Origin of the sequence: Candidatus Halocynthiibacter alkanivorans (assembly GCF_003333265.1) — a bacterium.
GTDB classification, from domain to species: Bacteria; Pseudomonadota; Alphaproteobacteria; order Rhodobacterales; family Rhodobacteraceae; genus Halocyntiibacter_A; species Halocyntiibacter_A alkanivorans.
Genome location: NZ_QOLB01000127.1, coordinates 17,432 through 34,801, shown reverse-complemented (window position 1 = coordinate 34,801; position 17,370 = coordinate 17,432). Strand labels below are relative to the sequence as shown.

Below are 17,370 nucleotides of genomic sequence, written 5' to 3'. Positions count from 1 at the left end.
ACGGTCAGTTTTGCGTCCCTTTCTGCGTAATGTGGTCCTTGATTTGCTCCGTCTGCGCCCGGTGCGGGCGACATTCCTGCCGGCGTAACAGCCATTGTGGGCAGCGGTTGTTGCGCCGCAAGTGGCGTAATCCGGGTCAGGATTGACCCGGGAAAATATCCACTCTTTACCATGCGATAGTGACTTCATAAGGTGCTGCGACAGCAACAGAGGCACGTTATGCACCAGTTAACATTGATCGATACGGCAGCTTTGCCACCCCTGTTCATTCTGCGCCACGGCCAGACCGAGTGGAACCTGCAAGGCCGGATGCAGGGGCAGAAAAACTCCGACCTGACGGCAAAAGGCCGGGATCAGGCCGCGCAACAGGCGCGCATCATGGCGCCTGTGTTGCGGGCGACGCCGGAGATGTACTGTGTCACCAGCCCGCTCACGCGGGCGTTCGATACCGCCGCGATTGCGCTCGCCGGGCAGCACATCACTGTGGACAACCGGATCATGGAGACCTCGGCCGGCAGCTGGGAGGGGCGGCTTCGCACTGAGGTCATTGCTGAATTGCCTGCCGACAGCGGACACACGGCAGATGAAGGTGCGATGTTTGAGCTGTTTCTGAGCGCTCCGGACGGGGAAAGCCCCGCGGATCTGGAAGCGCGTTGCCGTGAGTTTCTGCTGAGCCTGACCGGGCCGACGGCGATCGTGAGCCACGGGGTCACCGCAGCCTTTCTGCGCGGCCTGGCCTGCAGCCTGAGCTGGGATGAAATGACCCGCCTGTCGCCGACCCAGGGCTGTGTTTTTGCGATTTCCGGAGGGGTGGAGCAAAAAATGACGGAATTGGAAAAAGAGTTGCTCTGAGCCTCTTGCGCCCCCCGCTGTCCCGGGATATCACGCGCCACACGGGTGATTAGCTCAGTTGGTAGAGCGCTTCGTTTACACCGAAGATGTCGGGAGTTCGAGTCTCTCATCACCCACCATTTCCCACCAGTCCGATCTGTGCATTGATAAGCTTCCGTTCTCAGGGCAGGGTGAAACCACGTTCTGATTTTTGGGAATCCAATGGCGTCTTATCCGGATCTTTATGTGCTGCGTCACGGTGAAACCGAATGGAATCATCAACGCCGCTGGCAAGGCGTGCTGGATTCGCCGCTGACGCCGCGCGGGCTTGAGCAGGCCGCTGCGCAGGGGCATCTGCTGGCGCGACTTTTGCCGGAGGGCGCGCCCTCGGCTTGGTGTTCACCGCAGCTGCGCGCGCGCAGGACCGCTGAGATCGCGCTTTCGTTCCTTGGCGGTACTGCGGAGCCGGATGCGCGCCTGGGCGAGGTCTCTGTGGGGCAGGCGGCAGGCATGCTGCAGTCCGATATTGCCGCCAGATGGCCGGGATTCGCCCCCGACGTTGATCACCCGTTTGGCTGGTATTTCCGTGTGCCCGGCAGCGAAAGTTTTGACGCGCTGCGCCACCGGTGTCAGCAGTTTCTCGACAGTCTGAACGGGCCGGCCATTGTGGTCACCCATGGCATTACCGGCCGCATGATCCGTGCGCTCTGGCTGGGACTGGATATTCACGGCATGCACGCTTTGCCCGGGGGGCAGGGCTGTGTTTTTCAGCTGCAAAAAAACGGCGAAATCACCCATTCATTGAAGGAATAACGCCTGGGCAATGCGCCGGTGTTCTTTTTCGGATTTTCTGTGTGGGAAGCGCTTGACGCCACCTGACAGTGGGCCTAAAAGCCACCTCACGCTTAGAGGATAAGCGGCAGTGAGCGGTTGTAGCTCAGTTGGTTAGAGTACCGGCCTGTCACGCCGGGGGTCGCGGGTTCGAGTCCCGTCAACCGCGCCATCACTGCCTGATATCCTCTTTTGCTGATGCGCGGTTGTAGCTCAGTTGGTTAGAGTACCGGCCTGTCACGCCGGGGGTCGCGGGTTCGAGTCCCGTCAACCGCGCCATCATCATATAAGCGTACAAAATGCGCGGTTGTAGCTCAGTTGGTTAGAGTACCGGCCTGTCACGCCGGGGGTCGCGGGTTCGAGTCCCGTCAACCGCGCCATTTTTCCTTTAGTCCTCCAGCGCCATGTGTTGCAAAGAGCCTCCAGCTTTGGCGTTGTAATTTTCACGTCGTTTCGCTGCGCTTGATTTTTTGGGTGAGCAGTCGCAATGCTTCCCAGAGCCTAAATATTTTTGACACAATTTTCTGGGAAGAGCTGAATTGGAAAACGTAACTGCATATCAAATCGCTGATTACACAGCGAATAGAGTCTTCGACAACCTGAAAATGTCATTGCGGATTTCGCTGCCAATTATTGTATTGGCGATTTTACTCGTTTCTCTCCTCGGCTTCTCTGAAATCAGTCGGGTATTGGAAGGGGAGGTCACAAATGGGGTTGTCGCCCCCGGACCTGCTTTTGGGCTTCGCGCATTTATCGCAATCATTGTTGTTGTTTATAGTTATTATTGGATCGCAGTCGCCTGGCATCGGTTTCTGCTGGAGGGGATGGCGGTTCAGGGAATCTTTCCACAAAATCCTGTCGGGTCAATCTTCTCTTATATTTGGGGAAGCATCGTTGTTGGCTTTGTTATTTTGTTGATTTTATTGGTGCCCGTATTCATCGCCTTTGCTGTAACGGGGGGCGAGGGAATAAATTTTTCAGTGGGTGATTATAGTGGTGTTGCCGTGCGCGGAGCCGGAGCAATTTCCATGAATTTTGTTTTTACGGTCTCATTTGCTTATATTTTTCTGAGATACTCACCCGTCCTGGTCACGTCAGCCATTGGAAAGTCTGAGACGTGCAAAGCTTCACGGAAGTTGACGTGTCCCGGACGAAAGATCATATTCCAGCTCGCCCTGGGATATGGAGTTGTCACGCTTGTTTGGGCGTTCATCGGCGGGCTCGGGCTTGGCCAATGGCTGATTGAGCTCGCCGTCGGACTGTTCTTCAGCTGGGTGGCCTTCATATTTTCGATTACTATATTGACCAGCATTTATGAAGTCTTTGTGCTCGGCGTCGATCTGAATGTGGAAAGGGAAGTTCGCCAGTGACGCCGCAATCAGTGACAAATCTTTGATCAGGTCAATTCTGTCTGAGCAGTCATCCCGAAAAAAGTGACACTATCCGTCTCCTTCGCCCTGCGGCGCCTGACCTGCCTCCGCGAAGGCGCTTTTCGCCGCCCAGGCTCAGGCGCGATTCTGTGGCGGAGGGAGTGACAGGGCGCGCGCCGGTCACACAAAAAAGGGCGCCCCGCAGGACGCCCCTCGTTGTGTGTCAGCCGCGCAAGTCAGCCGGCGAGCCGGTCCAGGATGCGGGCCCAGCTGCGCATGCCTTTGTGGAAGCTTTCCAGGTCATATTTTTCGTTGGGTGAATGGATCTGGTCATCGTCCTTGCCAAAGCCAATCAGCATGGCGTCGGTGTCGAGGATCGATTTGAAATGACCTGCAATCGGGATCGAGCCGCCGCAGCCAACATAGGCGGCAGGGTCGCTCCATTCGTCCGACAGCGCGGCGCGGGCGAGATCAAAGGCTTCATTGTCCGTTGACATGGCAATGCCCGGGGAGGCGCCGTGATTATCAAACACCACAGTGCAGTCCACCGGCAGCAGTTCATGCACCATGGCGCGGAAGGACTCGCGGATTTTGAACGGGTCCTGACCCGGCACGAGCCGGAAGGAGATTTTGGCCGAAGCTTTGGAGGGCAACACAGTTTTAAACCCGTCGCCGGTGTAGCCCGAAATCATGCCGTTCACTTCACAGGTCGGGCGTGACCACATCAATTCCAGCGCTGTGCGCCCCTGTTCACCAGCAAGCTCGGACAGGCCGACTTCGCCAAGAAAGGCGTCGTGGTCGAACTCGAGCGCCTGCCACTGGGCACGCTGCTCATCAGAAATCTCAGCGACACCGTCATAAAAGCCGGGCACGGTGACATTGCCGTCTGCGTCATGCAGGCTGGCGATAATGCGGGACAACACGCGCGCCGGGTTCATCGCAACGCCGCCAAAGAAACCTGAATGCAGGTCTTTGTCCGGGCCTTCAATGGTCAGCTCTTCGCCAAGCAGCCCGCGAAGAGAGGTCACGATCGCCGGCACCCGGCTGTCAAACAGGCCGGTATCACAGATCAGCGCCACATCGGCGCGCAGCTCATCCGCATTTTCTTTCATGAAGGGCACCAGCGACGGGGAGCCGCTTTCTTCTTCGCCTTCAAAAAAGAAGGAAATATTGCCGGGCAGGGCGCCATGCACTGCTTTCCAGGCGCGACAGGCCTCAACGAACGTCATCAGCTGGCCCTTGTCGTCCGAGGAGCCGCGGCCCCGAATCACAGTGCCTTTGGCAGTCTCTTCAATGGCGGGTTCAAACGGGCCGCTGTCCCACAGATCCAGCGGATCGACCGGCTGCACGTCATAATGGCCATAAAAGATCATGTGCCGGCCTTCGCCACCACTGTGGCCCACCACCATCGGGTGGCCCGGGGTCGGCCGTTTGCTGGCCTCAACGCCAAGCGACTGCAGATCGCGCACCAGCCAGTCTGCGGCTTTGTCACAGTCAGCCTTATAGGCCGGGTCTGTTGATATGGAGGGGATTCGCAGCAGATCCAGCAGGCGTTCGGTTGCCTGAGGCAGGTCGGTATCAATGCGGGCGAGGACGGCGTCTAAGCTCATGACGGGCTCCGGTAAAAGGGGAATTGTCGCGAATCTATCATCTGGCGGCCAGGTGTCCAGTCGGAGGTTAAATTGTTATCTTTGAATTAAAGAATGTGTTAGCGTCCGAGTACCACATCAGGAGTGGCAAATTGTAACACTACGTGAATGTGAGTGGATTTCTGCAAATCAGGCAGATATGAATGCAAGAATCTGGAAACGCGGAGGAATACTGGTGGACTATTCGGGAAAGCTGGACGCTGCATTGCAAAACCTTCATGACGAAGGCCGGTATCGGACTTTTATCGATATCGAACGGAAAATGGGGCAATTTCCCCATGCGACCTGGCGCAAGCCGGATGGCAGTGAACAGGCTGTGACGGTCTGGTGTGGCAATGATTACCTTGGCATGGGACAGCACCCGGCGGTGCTGGAGGCGATGCATGAGGCGCTGGACAAGACCGGCGCCGGCTCCGGTGGCACCCGCAATATTTCAGGCACCACGGTCTATCACAACCGGCTGGAAACTGAGCTTGCGGACCTGCATGGCAAAGAGGCGGCATTGCTGTTCACCTCGGCCTATATCGCCAATGATGCAACACTTTCGACCCTGCCGAAACTGTTTCCGGGTCTGATTATCTATTCCGATCAGCTGAACCATGCCTCGATGATCGAAGGGGTGCGCCGCAACGGTGGTGCCAAGCGTATTTTCCGCCACAATGATGTGGCACACCTGCGCGAGCTGATCGCCGCTGATGATCCGGACGCGCCAAAACTGATCGCATTTGAATCGCTGTATTCGATGGACGGGGATTTTGGCCCGATCGAAGAGATTCTTGATGTGGCTGACGAATTTGGCGCGCTGACCTATATCGATGAGGTGCACGCGGTGGGCATGTATGGCCCGCGCGGTGGCGGCATCTGTGAACGCGATGGTCTGATGGGCCGCGTCGATATCATCAACGGTACCCTGGCCAAGGCTTATGGTGTGATGGGCGGCTATATCGCGGCCTCAGCCAAGATGGTCGATGCGATCCGTTCCTATGCGCCCGGGTTTATCTTCACCACATCGCTGGCACCGACGATTGCCGCCGGCGCTGCGGCCTCTGTGCGCCATCTGAAAGACAACCAGGAGCTACGCGATCAGCACCAGACTCAGGCCAAAATTCTGAAAACCCGCCTGAAGGCGATTGGACTGCCCTTTATCGATCACGGCAGCCATATCGTCTCGGTGATTGTCGGCAATCCGGTGCATACCAAAGTGCTGTCAGATCATCTGCTGGAAGATTACGGCATCTATGTTCAGCCGATCAATTTCCCCACGGTTCCGCGTGGCACTGAGCGTCTTCGTTTCACCCCGTCCCCGGTCCATGGTCCTCAGGAAATGGATCGTCTGATCAGGGGGCTGGACGCGCTCTGGAGCCACTGTGCGCTGAATCGTGCCGAGTTATCAGCATAATGCTCTAAGATAGATGCGTGTTGACCGGTGCTATGATAACCTTGTCTTAATCGTTGGCATTATAAACGAATCGCCAGCACATTGGGGACATTGACGAGCATGGGGCAGCACGCATGATAGGGCGTTGGAATAAGGAATCCGCGCCGGAAGCAGAAGAACCCAAAGGGTTTGATGCGTTCGAAATGCGGCTGGGCGATGTGATGCGCGGCGAACGCGCCACCATCGGAAAATCACTGCTCGACGTGCAGCGCGACCTGAAAATCAAAGCCACCTATATTGCTGCTATCGAAAACAGTGACCCCGGTGCGTTTGAAACACCAGGCTTCATTGCCGGCTATGTGCGCTCCTATGCGCGCTATCTGAATATGGATGCCGAATGGGTCTTTGATACGTTTTGCGAAGAAAGCGGGTTTGTTGTTGCCCATGGCATGTCGCCTGCTGCGTCAGTGGCCCGGCAACAGCGCAGCGCAGTGGTGCCGTCAAAAGGCCTCGAAGCGCTTGGTGACCCGAACGCATTGTTTGTGCCGCAGGGGCAGGGGCTGTGGTCCCGCATTGAACCCGGCGCGCTTGGCTCGTCGCTGGTCCTGCTGGCTTTGATTGGCGCCATCGGCTACGGCGGCTGGTCGGTGCTTCAGGAAATCCAGAAAGTTGAGCTTGCACCGGTCGAGCAAGCGCCTGGTCTGATTGCGGACGTGGCGGGCATTTCCGGAAACCTGGTCACACTTGCTTCCGCGCCTGATGTAATTTCCCGGCCCAATGCGGATGCGCTGGACCGGCTGTACCGGCCGCAGGCGCTGGATGTGCCGGTTCTTATCGCCCGTGACGGGCCGATTTCGGCCATTCTGCCCGCAGATCTGGGCGCATTCGCCCGCACCTCTGGCCGTATGGGTGACGATAATTTTGAACTGGCCAGCGCCGAAACCATGTTGTCCCCGATGCCGCCGGTGATTGAGGACGTGCCGGTGCAGGTGGTTGCTGCTGCACCGCCTCAGGTCGTGCTGATCGCCTCCAGCCCAAGCTGGGTGCGGGTGAAATCGGCCGATGGCACCGTGCTGTTTGAAAAAATTCTCGACTCAGGCGAGAGCTATGTGCTGCCCGCCACTGAGGAAGCGCCTCTGCTGCGCGCCGGTAATGCCGGCTCGGTCTGGTTTTCTGTCAATGGCGAGACCTACGGGCCTGCGGGCAAAGCAGGTGGTGTTGTCAAGAATGTTGAGCTCGACGCTGATGCACTGAAATTGGCCTATAACGTGGCCGAAATCACCCCGGACAGCACTTTGGCGCGGACCATTTCGGTAGCGCAGGCGGCGGCATTGCTCACCAATAGCGAATAATCCGGCTGGCTCCGTTGCCAGCGGGCCGATGCGGGTCTATTTAGTGGACAACCAATTCCGCTTTCCCGTCTGGCAAAAGGCCTGTCCCATGTCGCTGAACCCCATCCGCCCCTGGCGTAATATTTACCGTCGCAAGTCCCGTCAGATCATGGTGGGCAATGTGCCGGTGGGGGGGGACGCGCCGATCTCGGTGCAGACCATGACCAACACCGACAGCGGCGACGTCAAAGCCACACTGGGCCAGGTGATCGCTGCGGCCGAGGCCGGTGCCGATATCGTACGTATTTCTGCGCCGGATGTGGCGGCGACGACTGCGCTAAAGGAAATCTGCCGCGAGAGCCCGGTGCCGATCGTGGCCGACATTCATTTCCATTACAAACGGGCGATTGAAGCCGCTGAGGCGGGCGCAGCCTGTCTGCGCATCAACCCGGGCAATATTGGTGATGAGAAACGGGTCAAAGAAGTGATCCGCGCCGCCAAGGACCACGGCTGTGCTATCCGCATTGGCGTCAACGCCGGTTCGCTGGAAAAACACCTGTTGGAAAAATATCGCGAACCCTGTCCTGAGGCGATGGTGGAAAGCGGTCTTGAGCATATCAAAATTCTGCAGGACAATGATTTCCACGAGTTCAAAATCTCAGTCAAAGCGTCCGACGTGTTCCTGTCCGCCGCCGCCTATCAGGCGCTGGCGGAAGCCACCGATGCGCCAATCCACCTGGGCATCACTGAGGCCGGTGGGCTGATGAGCGGCACTGTCAAATCCGCGATCGGCATGGGCAATCTGCTGTGGGCCGGCATCGGTGACACCATTCGCGTCAGCCTGTCCGCCGATCCGGTGGAAGAGGTCAAAGTCGCCTTTGACATTCTGAAATCTCTGGGGCTGCGCCACCGGGGTGTGAACATTATTTCCTGCCCGTCCTGCGCCCGCCAGGGTTTTGATGTGATCAAAACTGTGGAGACGCTGGAAAAACGGCTGGAGCATATCAAAACCCCGATCAGCCTGTCGATTATTGGCTGTGTGGTGAACGGGCCCGGCGAAGCGCTGATGACGGATGTTGGGTTTACGGGCGGCGGGGCTGGGGCCGGCATGGTCTATCTGGCGGGCAAACAGCGCCACAAACTGTCCAACGAACAGATGGTTGATCATATTGTCGAACAGGTCGAAGAACGGGCCGCGATCCTGGATGCTGAGGCCGCCGCTCTTGAAGCTGCTGAAGCCGCCGGGGCCGCAAGCGCCGCAGAATAATCTGACGCGCCACCGGATGTAAAAAAGGGTGCGGCCGTCTGGCTGCACCCTTCGTTTTTGTGGTGTCTTCAGCCCGTATTGGTCTGTATTACAGACTGATCGCGAGATGGAATTCTTTTACCCGGCATCGCCGGGCAGCGCCTGACCTTTGGGAAAGCGCTTCTCGCCTCCCCAAAGGTCAGGCGCTGCCCTGTGTCCCGACGCCTTTTGCATCTTAGCAGTACGGTGCCGGCTCAGTTGCGGCGCAGCTCAGCGACAATTTCGGCCATTGCCTCGGCAGGCACATAGCCACGCACCAGCTGGTCCTGCATCACGAATGTCGGCGTGCCGGAGACGCGCAGACGCTGCCCCAGCTCGCGGTTGGCCTGCAGGATGCGATTGACCTCATCGGATGCCATCCCGGCAAAAATGGCCGAAGTGTCCAGCGACAGGCTGGACGCGATCCGGCGCAGGGAAGTTTCAGAGACATCACCGCGCATGGTCATCAGCGCGGTATGTACGTCCTTATAGGCCTGGTTCCCGGCGATGATCTTGGTCGCGATGGCAAAGCGGCTGGCCAGCACCGAGGCGTCGCCCAGGATCGGAAATTCTTTGACGATGATGCGGATGTTGCCGTCGTCTTCAATCATGCCGGTGACTTCGGGAAAGGCTTTTTTACAATAGCCACAGCGATAGTCCATGAACTCCACGATGGTGATATCGCCGTCCGGATTGCCGCCGACCCAGGAAAACCCGTCGTTGAATATGGCGTCGGAATTCACCTGCACCAGAGACTGCTCCGACATGGCTTCGGCTTGGGCCTGGCGCTGGCGCAGGGCATCAACGGCCTCAAGGATCACCTCGGGGTTTTCCATCAGATAGTCCCGCACTTCGGCGCGGAATATTTCACGCTCCGCCGGGCTCATCAGTTCAAGGTTCAATGCGGTGGCGGGCAGGCTCAGAAAGCTGGTGCACAGCAAAGTAAGTGCGCCGGTAAGGGCGGAGCGAAAGGTCATACAGCGGTCTCCGTCAGGTGATTGTCTTTTATTATGTGTATCACGTCTGGCGCCCGGGTAAATCTGCTTGTTCCAGTGAGGGGAAGGGGGCGATCCGGCCTTCGCATGACCGTCGGGCCGCAACCAAAGTCTGGATTATTTCAATGCTTGGGGCGGGAACCAGCGCCCGTGCTTGTAGTTTGCGCCCGTACGGGTGGCCGGTGCCCCAGACTGCGGCCAGCACGCCTGACCACAACTGGCACCCGTGACTGCAGTTGGCACCCCTGCCTGTGGCTTGCGCCGGTGCCTGTGGCTTGCGCTCGTCACTGCAGCTTGCGCCCGTGGCCGCAGCCGGTGGCGTGGCGGCCACCTCTGGCTGCCAGGGGAACCTCTGCTGCAGGATTGGCAAGTGCCGCGCGCCGCTGCCATTGACCTTGCAGGCGGCGGGTGGCATCTCAAGACCGGTCTGATGTTCAGGAGAATATAATGCGTACCTCAAGCCGAAGTGTTGTCGATTCCTTCATTGTGATGGATGTGATGGAAGCCGCCCGCAAAGCCGAGGCCAAAGGGCGTCATATCATCCATATGGAGGTGGGCCAGCCCGCCACCGGCGCTTCTGAGGGCGCGCGCAACGCGTTGATTGAACGGCTGAGCAATGGCGATCCGCTGGGGTATACTGTCGGGCTTGGACTGCCGGACCTGCGTGCGGGCATCGCGGCACTGTATAAACGTTGGTATGATGTCGATCTGAACCCGGAACGTGTCATCATCACGACCGGTTCGTCCTCGGCGTTTCTGCTGGCCTTTACCGCGCTGTTTGACGCCGGGGAACGGGTCGGGTTAGGCGAACCTGGTTATCCGTCTTACCGTCAGATCCTCAAAGCACTGTCACTGGAGCCGGTGGGCATTGCCACCACGATGGAAAACCGTCTGCAACTGGTGCCCGATCAGATCCCGGAAGGGCTGGCGGGGCTGATCGTGGCCTCCCCTGGCAATCCGTCGGGCACCATGCTGGACCGGGATGCACTGGCGGCGCTGATCATGGCGGCGCAGGACAAGGGTACCGCTTTTGTGTCCGACGAAATCTATCACGGCATTCAGTATGAAGGCCGCGCGGTGTCGGCGCTGGAGATTTCCGATGATGTCTATGTCATCAACTCGTTCTCCAAATATTTCTCGATGACCGGTTGGCGCGTGGGCTGGATGGTGGTGCCGCAGGATCACGTGCGCAGCATTGAACGGCTGGCGCAGAACATGTTCATCTGCCCGCCACATGCCAGCCAGATCGCCGCTCTTGCGGCGCTGGCCGAAGAAGACCAGGCCGAAGCCAATCTCAAAGTTTACGCCGAAAACCGCCGCCTGATGCTGGAAGGCCTGCCAAAAGCGGGATTCACCCGCATCGCGCCACCAGACGGGGCGTTTTACGTCTATGCCGATATTTCAGACCTGACCGACGACAGCCGCAGCTTTGCCGCAGAGGTGCTGGAAAAAGCCGGGGTCGCGGTGACACCCGGGCTGGATTTCGATCCCGAACGCGGTGCTCAGACGCTGCGGTTTTCTTATGCGCGGTCCACAGAGGACGTCGCCGAAGGGTTGAAGCGCCTGACGGCCTTCATGCAAGCCCGCTGACCCCTGCAGGTTGAACCAGGCGCAATAATGCAGGCCGTTGAAACGCGGCGTTGGGTTCCGGCGCAGGGCGGGTTATGCTCGGCTCAATTTGGCAGAAGGCACAACATGATCAGACAGGTTTTTCACCGGATCCGGGCATCGGGTGGCGCGGCGCTGCCTGCGCTGTTGGCGTTGAGTCTTCTGGCTGGGCCGCTTGCAGCGCAGGAATTGACCGCGCTGGCCCGCTTTAACGGCGCGGCCTCCACCCTGACGGACCGGGGCGACGGGACCGTCATGCGCCTGCGCATCTCACAACCCGTGCCTTACCGTGTCTTTACCCTGGATGATCCGCGCCGGCTGGTGATCGATTTTTCTGAGGTGGACTGGGGCAGTGCCACCGCCCGGGCGCTGGATCAGTCCGACAATATCAGCGGGCTGCGTATGGGGTTGTTGCGCCCTGGCTGGACGCGCATGGTGCTTGATCTGGCGCAGCCGATGCGGGTTGAATCTGCTGGCATGCGGCGGCTTGCGAACGATACTGCCGAGGTGGAAATACGCCTGAGCCCGGCCACGGCGGAGAGCTTTGCCGCCAGTGCCGGTGCGCCTGAGGGTGCCAGATATGACCTGGATGTGGATACGGGTCTGGCGGAGGATCAGGCGTCACAGCCGCGCCAGCGTCAGATGGGTGACAGGTCCGTAGTCGTTGTGCTTGATCCTGGACATGGCGGTATTGATCCCGGTGCTGAACGCGCAGGCGCGAAAGAGGCAGATCTGATGCTGCGCTTTGCCCTTGAGCTGAAAGAAATTCTGGTGCGGCGTGGCGGCTTTAACGTGGTGCTGACCCGGCAGGAGGACGCGTTTGTGCCGCTGGAGGCCCGCATGTCCATTGCGCGCGATGCCGGTGCCGACCTGTTTCTGTCGCTGCATGCAGATGCGCTGTCTGAGGGGCTCGCCGAGGGCGCCCGGGTCTATACCCTGTCTGATCAGGCCAGCGACGCGGCCAGCGCCAAACTGGCGGAACGCCATGACCGGGCGGATCTTGTGGCCGGGGTGGACCTGTCGGCCCAGGATGATGTGATCGCAGGGATTCTGATGGACATGGCGCGCATTGAAACCGCGCCACGTGCGGTCCGGTTGGCAAAAATGCTGGTAGAGAGGTTGTCAGCCACGGTGGTGGTGCACAAACGCCCGCAAATGGAAGCCGGGTTTTCGGTGCTGAAGGCGCCTGACATCCCGTCGGTTTTGCTGGAGCTTGGGTTTATGTCCTCGCCGGCTGATATGGCGCGGCTGCAGGACGTAGAGTGGCGCGCCCGGGCGGGAGCCGCCGTATTTGAAGCGCTGGCGCTCTGGGCGGCGGCCGATGCGGCTGAGGCGCAATTGTTGCGGCAATAAGGTGCCAGCGCTCTGGCGTGTTCCGCTCAGAGCTGTGCCGATGAGCCGGGTCCCGGTGTGGCTTTTTCAAACGCATAGACTTTGCGCCGCAGCAGCCAGATTGAGTGGCCCTGACAGTCGGGGTCTTCAAACCGGCGGTCCAGGATCATAAAACCGGCGTCTTGCAGCAATGTCTCGTATTCAGCGGGTGCCAGCGAGGCGTGAAACACCGGTTCGCCTTCGACATGACCGGTCACTTCGCCGTCTGAGGTGCCGGAGGTGAACATCAGCACGCCTCCCGGGGCGCAATGGGCGGCAAATACCGCAAACATTGCCCGCTGGTCCGCGGCCTTCAGGTGAAAAAAGCTGTTCCAGGCCAGCACGACGTCAAATTCGCGCTGCAGGTCTAACCCGCGCATATCGGCATGGAGGACTTCCGCGTGGGGCAGGTGGCTCTGAAACAGCTCCACCATGGCGGCGGCGCCGTCGATACCAGTCACCTGACAGCGGCGCTCAGACAGGTATTGTGCGATGGGCCGGCCGCTGCCGCAGCCCAGATCAAGCACCCGCCGCCCCGGCGCATGCGCCAGCGCCCGGTCCAGCCAGGCGCGCTCAAACAGGGACTTGCCCCGGTGGCGGTCAAAGCCCGCAGCAACACGTTCATAAGTTGGCAGAATATCATCAGCTGTCATGCCTCCGCGATAGGGCGCGCGGCTCCCCACCGCAACCCACATCGTCTTTGTTGCTTAATCCGGCGCAATTTAGCCGAATAAGTCGCGGGATACTTTTGACCACAGCGGGCGGGGCGTATAAAGAGAAGGTTCTCATCCAAGGAGCGTTCTGCCCGTGATCCGGTTTATTCTTTCATTTTTAGGTACAGTTTTCAGTTTTTTCACCGCAGGAGCCATCATGGTGGCGATCGGTGTCGGCGCGATTTTCTGGATGTATGGCCGCGATCTTCCGAGTTATGAGGCGCTGGCGAATTATACGCCAAAAACCATCAGCCGGGTCTATTCCGGCGAAGGGCGCATCATGGATGAATTCGCGCGGGAACGGCGCCTGTACACGCCGCCCTCTGAAATCCCTGATCTGGTGAAATTCGCTTTTATTTCAGCCGAAGACAAAAACTTCTATATTCACAGGGGCTATGATCTGCGGGGCATGGCGGCGGCCGCGCTGCAGGCTGCGCGCGGCGGACGTCTGCGTGGCGCCTCTACAATCACCCAGCAGGTGATGAAGAACTTCCTTCTGGACGGATCGCGCAAGGTCGAGCGCAAGATCAAAGAGCTGATCCTGGCCACTCGGATTGAAAAAACCCTGAGCAAAGACCAGATTCTGGCGCTGTATCTGAACGAGATTGATCTTGGATTGCGCAGCTTCGGGGTGACCGCCGCGGCGCAGACCTATTTCAACAAGACGCTGGCAGAACTGGCCCCGGAAGAAGCGGCGTTTCTGGCGATTCACCCCAAGGCGCCCTATTCATACAACCCGGTGAAGAATTATGATGAGGCGCTGGAGCGGCGCAATTTTGTGCTGCGTGAGATGCGTCAGAACGCCTATCTGACCGAGGCAGAATATGTGATCGCCCGCGACGCACCGCTGTTGTCGGTGCAAAATGGCGATTTTCCGAGTTTCAGAGCCTCGCTGCCTCCACGTGATTATTTCACCGATGAAATCCGCCGCCAACTGTCGCGCAACTTTGGCGCAGATGAGTTTTTCACCGGCGGGCTGGCGATCCGGGCCACGATGGATCCGGAATTGCAGCAGGAAGCGGCGCTGGCGCTGCGCACGCGGCTGGAAGATATCGACCGCAACTGGGGCATCTGGCGTGGCTCTGGCAAGACCATCGCGCCGGAGCTGCTGACAGAAGAACAGTCCTGGCGTGACGCTCTGGCCGACAGTGACATCGCGCGGGATATTCCGGGCTGGCGCGCCGCCGTGGTGCTGAGCATTGGCAAAACGAGCGCGCGTGTTGGCATCGAAGGTGTCGATGAGGACGGCGACGGCAACTGGATCGCTGCCAAGGACGTGACATGGGCGCGCAAAGAACGCGACGACGGCAGCCTGGCGGCCAAGGCGAAAAAAGCCGGCGATCTGGTTGAAGTGGGCGATATCGTGCATGTGCGCGCCATCACCAGCGACAGCGACGGCTCTTTTGTGCGCTGGTCTTTGCGTCAGGTGCCAAAGGTCCAGGGCGGCTTTTTGGCGATGGATGTGCAGACCGGCCGGATCCTCGCCATGCAGGGCGGCTTTTCCTATCAGTATTCGGTGTTCAACCGTGTCACTCAGGCCACCCGTCAGCCCGGCTCCAGTTTCAAACCCTTTGTCTATGCCTCGGCGCTGGACAGCGGCTTTTCCCCGGCGACCATCATTGTCGATGCACCAATTGAAGTGGACACGCCCCAGGGCGTCTGGCGGCCCAAGAACGCCTCAAGCAAGTTTTACGGACCCACACCATTGCGCACCGGCATTGAACGGTCGCGAAATCTGATGACCATCCGTCTGGCGCAGGAAATCGGCATGGACACGGTTGCACGATATGCCGAGAAATTTGGTGTCTATGAGGATATGGGCCGCTATCTCGCCAATGCGCTTGGCGCCGAGGAAACCACGCTTTTCAAAATGGTCGCGGCCTATGCGATGTTTGCCAATGGCGGCGAACGGGTGGAGCCGACCCTGGTGGACCGGGTGCAGGACCGCTGGGGCAGCACAGTCTACCGCCACGATCAGCGCCAGTGTGTGGATTGCGAATACGCCTCGCTGGACGAAGGTTTCGCCCCCCGGGTCCTGTCCAACCGCGAACGCATGATGGACGCGATTACCGCCTATCAGCTGACTTCGATGATGCAGGGCGTGGTCCAGCGCGGCACCGCAGCGGGCCGGGTCAATCTTGACGTACCCGTTGCGGGTAAAACCGGCACCACCAACTCGGGCAAAGACGCCTGGTTTATTGGCTTTACGTCCAACATCGTCGCCGGCTGCTACATCGGTTTTGATCAGCCGCAGCCGATGCGCGGCGCCTCTGGCGGCGGCTTCTGTGGTCCGGTGTTCAACCAGTTTATGCAGGTGGCAACGGCGAAATTTGGCGGGGGGCAATTCCAGGTCCCTCCTGGCGGGCGTTTCATCAACATTGACCGGTTTACCGGTGCGCGCCTTCCGGACGACGCCTCTGGTGAATCCGTTGTTGCTGAATATTTCCGCAATGGCGAAGAACCGATGTTTGGCATGATGTTTGACGGCGGTTTTGCAATGGGGGCCAACCTGCCGCTGTTCACCGACGGCGATCTTCTGGGCGAAAGCCCGCGCGACAGCGACGGCGCTGTGGTGAAGGTCCCTGGCAACGCAAGTTTTGGTTCGGTGTCTTCCGGTGGCTTGTATTAAGCCACGCGGCGCCCGATGTCGGGCAAGCGCGCGGTCGCAGTGCAAAAGGGCGGGTCGGCCGTGGTTTCATTGCGCCCGGCGTATGATTTTGGGAAAATAGTGGTCACGTCCCCGTGCGCCGCTTGATGCGACGCGCTGGCGTTGCTATCACGCGGGTTCAGTGGACAGCAGGTGCAGGAACAATCCGATGCGGGCAGAAACAACAAATATGGTTGAAGCGATCAAAAAGTCGGTCGCTCTTTTGAAACAACGCCTGGATTGGGAAACCGCGCCGCACCGGCTGGAAGAATTCAACGCGATGATTGAAGACCCCGACCTGTGGAACGATCAGGCCCGGGCCCAGAAGCTGATGCGCGATCGTCAGACGCTGATGGATGCGCTGGACACGGCCAAAGGGCTTGAGCAGGACATGCTCGACAATATCGAGATGATCGAGCTCGGCGAAATGGAAGAAGACACTGAGGTCGTTGAAGACGCGGAAAACGCGCTCAGGGATCTCGCCACCCTTGCCGCCAAGAAAGAAATCGAAGCGCTGCTGGATGGCGAAGCCGACGGCAATGATACCTTTCTGGAAATCAATTCCGGCGCCGGTGGTACCGAGAGCTGTGACTGGGCATCGATGCTGGCGCGCATGTATGTGCGTTGGGCGGAAAAGCGCGGCTATAAGGTGGAGCTGCAGTCGGAAACCTCCGGCGAAGAAGCCGGCATCAAATCGGCGGCCTATAAAATCACCGGCCACAATGCCTATGGCTGGCTGAAATCTGAAAGCGGCGTGCACCGTCTGGTGCGCATATCCCCGTTTGACTCGGCGGCCAAACGGCATACGTCGTTCAGTTCGGTCTGGGTCTATCCGGTGGTGGATGACAATATCGACATCGAAGTCAATCCGGCCGATATCCGCATCGATACCTACCGCTCCTCAGGCGCCGGTGGTCAGCACGTGAACACCACCGATTCTGCGGTGCGCATCACCCACCATCCCACCGGTATCGTGGTCACCAGCTCGGAGAAATCCCAGCACCAGAACCGCGACATTGCGATGAAAGCGCTGAAATCGCGCCTGTACCAGCAGGAATTGGACCGGCGCAATGCGGCGATCAACGAGGCGCATGAGAACAAAGGCGACGCGGGTTGGGGCAATCAGATCCGCTCCTATGTTCTGCAGCCTTATCAGATGGTCAAAGACCTGCGCACCGGCCATGAGACATCCGACACAAAAGGCGTGCTGGATGGCTCGCTCGACGGGTTTATGGCAGCAACGCTGGCACAGAACGTCGCCGGAAAAAGCCGCGCCGAAGCCCAGGGCGACTGACCGGACGACGGACCGCAAAGCTGCCTGACCAGGTGACCGACAGCAAGCCACCTGACTGTAGAAATAA

13 protein-coding genes and 4 tRNA genes are annotated in these 17,370 nt (G+C 59.1%); 14 read left to right on the top strand and 3 right to left on the bottom strand.

Features of this window, described 5'->3' with window-relative positions:
• Positions 1–219: 219 nt before the first annotated feature.
• The 7 genes from DWA01_RS15690 to DWA01_RS15660 all read left to right on the top strand — a co-directional run bounded on the left by DWA01_RS15690 (position 220) and on the right by DWA01_RS15660 (position 3,032).
• Entirely contained in the window at positions 220–852 is a 633-nt protein-coding gene (locus DWA01_RS15690) for a histidine phosphatase family protein (RefSeq protein WP_114286753.1), read from the top strand.
• Positions 853–895: 43 nt separating this feature from the next.
• A tRNA-Val gene (locus tag DWA01_RS15685) sits at positions 896–971 on the top strand.
• A gap of 82 nt (positions 972–1,053) precedes the next feature.
• On the top strand, positions 1,054–1,644 hold the full coding sequence (locus DWA01_RS15680; protein ID WP_114286752.1) for a histidine phosphatase family protein: 591 nt from the start codon (positions 1,054–1,056) through the stop codon (positions 1,642–1,644).
• A 113-nt stretch (positions 1,645–1,757) separates the two neighbouring features.
• Positions 1,758–1,834: transfer RNA gene (locus DWA01_RS15675), tRNA-Asp, on the top strand.
• A gap of 30 nt (positions 1,835–1,864) precedes the next feature.
• Positions 1,865–1,941 (top strand) — tRNA-Asp (locus DWA01_RS15670).
• 24 nt (positions 1,942–1,965) lie between these two features.
• Positions 1,966–2,042, top strand: a tRNA-Asp gene (locus DWA01_RS15665).
• A gap of 159 nt (positions 2,043–2,201) precedes the next feature.
• Positions 2,202–3,032 (top strand): hypothetical protein, encoded by an 831-nt coding sequence (locus tag DWA01_RS15660; protein ID WP_114286751.1) that lies wholly within the window; start codon positions 2,202–2,204, stop codon positions 3,030–3,032.
• Positions 3,033–3,268: 236 nt separating this feature from the next.
• Here the strand turns inward: DWA01_RS15660 and DWA01_RS15655 are convergent, their stop codons facing one another.
• Positions 3,269–4,642: a M20/M25/M40 family metallo-hydrolase gene (locus tag DWA01_RS15655; RefSeq protein WP_114286750.1), complete on the bottom strand. Its 1,374-nt coding sequence runs from the start codon at positions 4,640–4,642 to the stop codon at positions 3,269–3,271.
• 214 nt (positions 4,643–4,856) lie between these two features.
• On the opposite strand from DWA01_RS15655, the gene hemA reads away from it, so the two are divergent.
• The 3 genes from hemA to ispG all read left to right on the top strand — a co-directional run bounded on the left by hemA (position 4,857) and on the right by ispG (position 8,657).
• Positions 4,857–6,080 (top strand): 5-aminolevulinate synthase, encoded by a 1,224-nt coding sequence (gene hemA / locus DWA01_RS15650; protein WP_114286749.1) that lies wholly within the window; start codon positions 4,857–4,859, stop codon positions 6,078–6,080.
• A 113-nt stretch (positions 6,081–6,193) separates the two neighbouring features.
• Positions 6,194–7,411, top strand: a complete 1,218-nt coding sequence (locus DWA01_RS15645; RefSeq protein WP_114286748.1) for a helix-turn-helix domain-containing protein — start codon at positions 6,194–6,196, stop codon at positions 7,409–7,411.
• A gap of 88 nt (positions 7,412–7,499) precedes the next feature.
• Complete coding sequence (gene ispG, locus DWA01_RS15640) at positions 7,500–8,657, top strand: flavodoxin-dependent (E)-4-hydroxy-3-methylbut-2-enyl-diphosphate synthase (RefSeq protein ID WP_114286747.1); 1,158 nt, start codon at positions 7,500–7,502, stop codon at positions 8,655–8,657.
• Between the two features lie 233 nt (positions 8,658–8,890).
• On the opposite strand, the gene DWA01_RS15635 is transcribed toward ispG, so the two are convergent.
• Positions 8,891–9,652, bottom strand: coding sequence for a DsbA family protein (locus DWA01_RS15635; protein ID WP_114286746.1), 762 nt, complete (start codon positions 9,650–9,652; stop codon positions 8,891–8,893).
• A 465-nt stretch (positions 9,653–10,117) separates the two neighbouring features.
• Between DWA01_RS15635 and DWA01_RS15630 the strand changes: the two genes are divergently transcribed.
• Both DWA01_RS15630 and DWA01_RS15625 read left to right on the top strand, forming a co-directional pair.
• Complete coding sequence (locus DWA01_RS15630; protein WP_114286745.1) at positions 10,118–11,260, top strand: pyridoxal phosphate-dependent aminotransferase; 1,143 nt, start codon at positions 10,118–10,120, stop codon at positions 11,258–11,260.
• Between the two features lie 105 nt (positions 11,261–11,365).
• On the top strand, positions 11,366–12,631 hold the full coding sequence (locus DWA01_RS15625) for an N-acetylmuramoyl-L-alanine amidase (RefSeq protein WP_114286744.1): 1,266 nt from the start codon (positions 11,366–11,368) through the stop codon (positions 12,629–12,631).
• A 26-nt stretch (positions 12,632–12,657) separates the two neighbouring features.
• Here the strand turns inward: DWA01_RS15625 and DWA01_RS15620 are convergent, their stop codons facing one another.
• The gene (locus DWA01_RS15620; protein ID WP_114286776.1) at positions 12,658–13,302 is read right to left on the bottom strand and encodes a class I SAM-dependent methyltransferase; all 645 of its coding nucleotides are present in this window, start codon (positions 13,300–13,302) and stop codon (positions 12,658–12,660) included.
• 154 nt (positions 13,303–13,456) lie between these two features.
• On the opposite strand from DWA01_RS15620, the gene DWA01_RS15615 reads away from it, so the two are divergent.
• Both DWA01_RS15615 and prfB read left to right on the top strand, forming a co-directional pair.
• The gene (locus tag DWA01_RS15615; protein WP_114286743.1) at positions 13,457–15,991 is read left to right on the top strand and encodes a penicillin-binding protein 1A; all 2,535 of its coding nucleotides are present in this window, start codon (positions 13,457–13,459) and stop codon (positions 15,989–15,991) included.
• Between the two features lie 187 nt (positions 15,992–16,178).
• The gene (gene prfB, locus DWA01_RS15610) at positions 16,179–17,303 is read left to right on the top strand and encodes a peptide chain release factor 2 (protein WP_114286742.1); all 1,125 of its coding nucleotides are present in this window, start codon (positions 16,179–16,181) and stop codon (positions 17,301–17,303) included.
• The last annotated feature ends 67 nt before the right edge of the window (positions 17,304–17,370 follow it).

Excerpts from the sequence above, each read along its gene's own strand:
- prfB (WP_114286742.1), top strand. The coding sequence starts at position 16,179 with ATGCGGGCAGAAACAACAAATATGGTTGAAGCGATCAAAAAGTCGGTC.
- DWA01_RS15630 (WP_114286745.1), top strand. The coding sequence starts at position 10,118 with ATGCGTACCTCAAGCCGAAGTGTTGTCGATTCCTTCATTGTGATGGAT.
- DWA01_RS15690 (WP_114286753.1), top strand. The coding sequence starts at position 220 with ATGCACCAGTTAACATTGATCGATACGGCAGCTTTGCCACCCCTGTTC.
- ispG (WP_114286747.1), top strand. The coding sequence starts at position 7,500 with ATGTCGCTGAACCCCATCCGCCCCTGGCGTAATATTTACCGTCGCAAG.
- DWA01_RS15680 (WP_114286752.1), top strand. The coding sequence starts at position 1,054 with ATGGCGTCTTATCCGGATCTTTATGTGCTGCGTCACGGTGAAACCGAA.
- DWA01_RS15655 (WP_114286750.1), bottom strand. The coding sequence starts at position 4,642 with ATGAGCTTAGACGCCGTCCTCGCCCGCATTGATACCGACCTGCCTCAG.
- DWA01_RS15625 (WP_114286744.1), top strand. The coding sequence starts at position 11,366 with ATGATCAGACAGGTTTTTCACCGGATCCGGGCATCGGGTGGCGCGGCG.
- DWA01_RS15635 (WP_114286746.1), bottom strand. The coding sequence starts at position 9,652 with ATGACCTTTCGCTCCGCCCTTACCGGCGCACTTACTTTGCTGTGCACC.
- DWA01_RS15645 (WP_114286748.1), top strand. The coding sequence starts at position 6,194 with ATGATAGGGCGTTGGAATAAGGAATCCGCGCCGGAAGCAGAAGAACCC.
- DWA01_RS15620 (WP_114286776.1), bottom strand. The coding sequence starts at position 13,302 with ATGACAGCTGATGATATTCTGCCAACTTATGAACGTGTTGCTGCGGGC.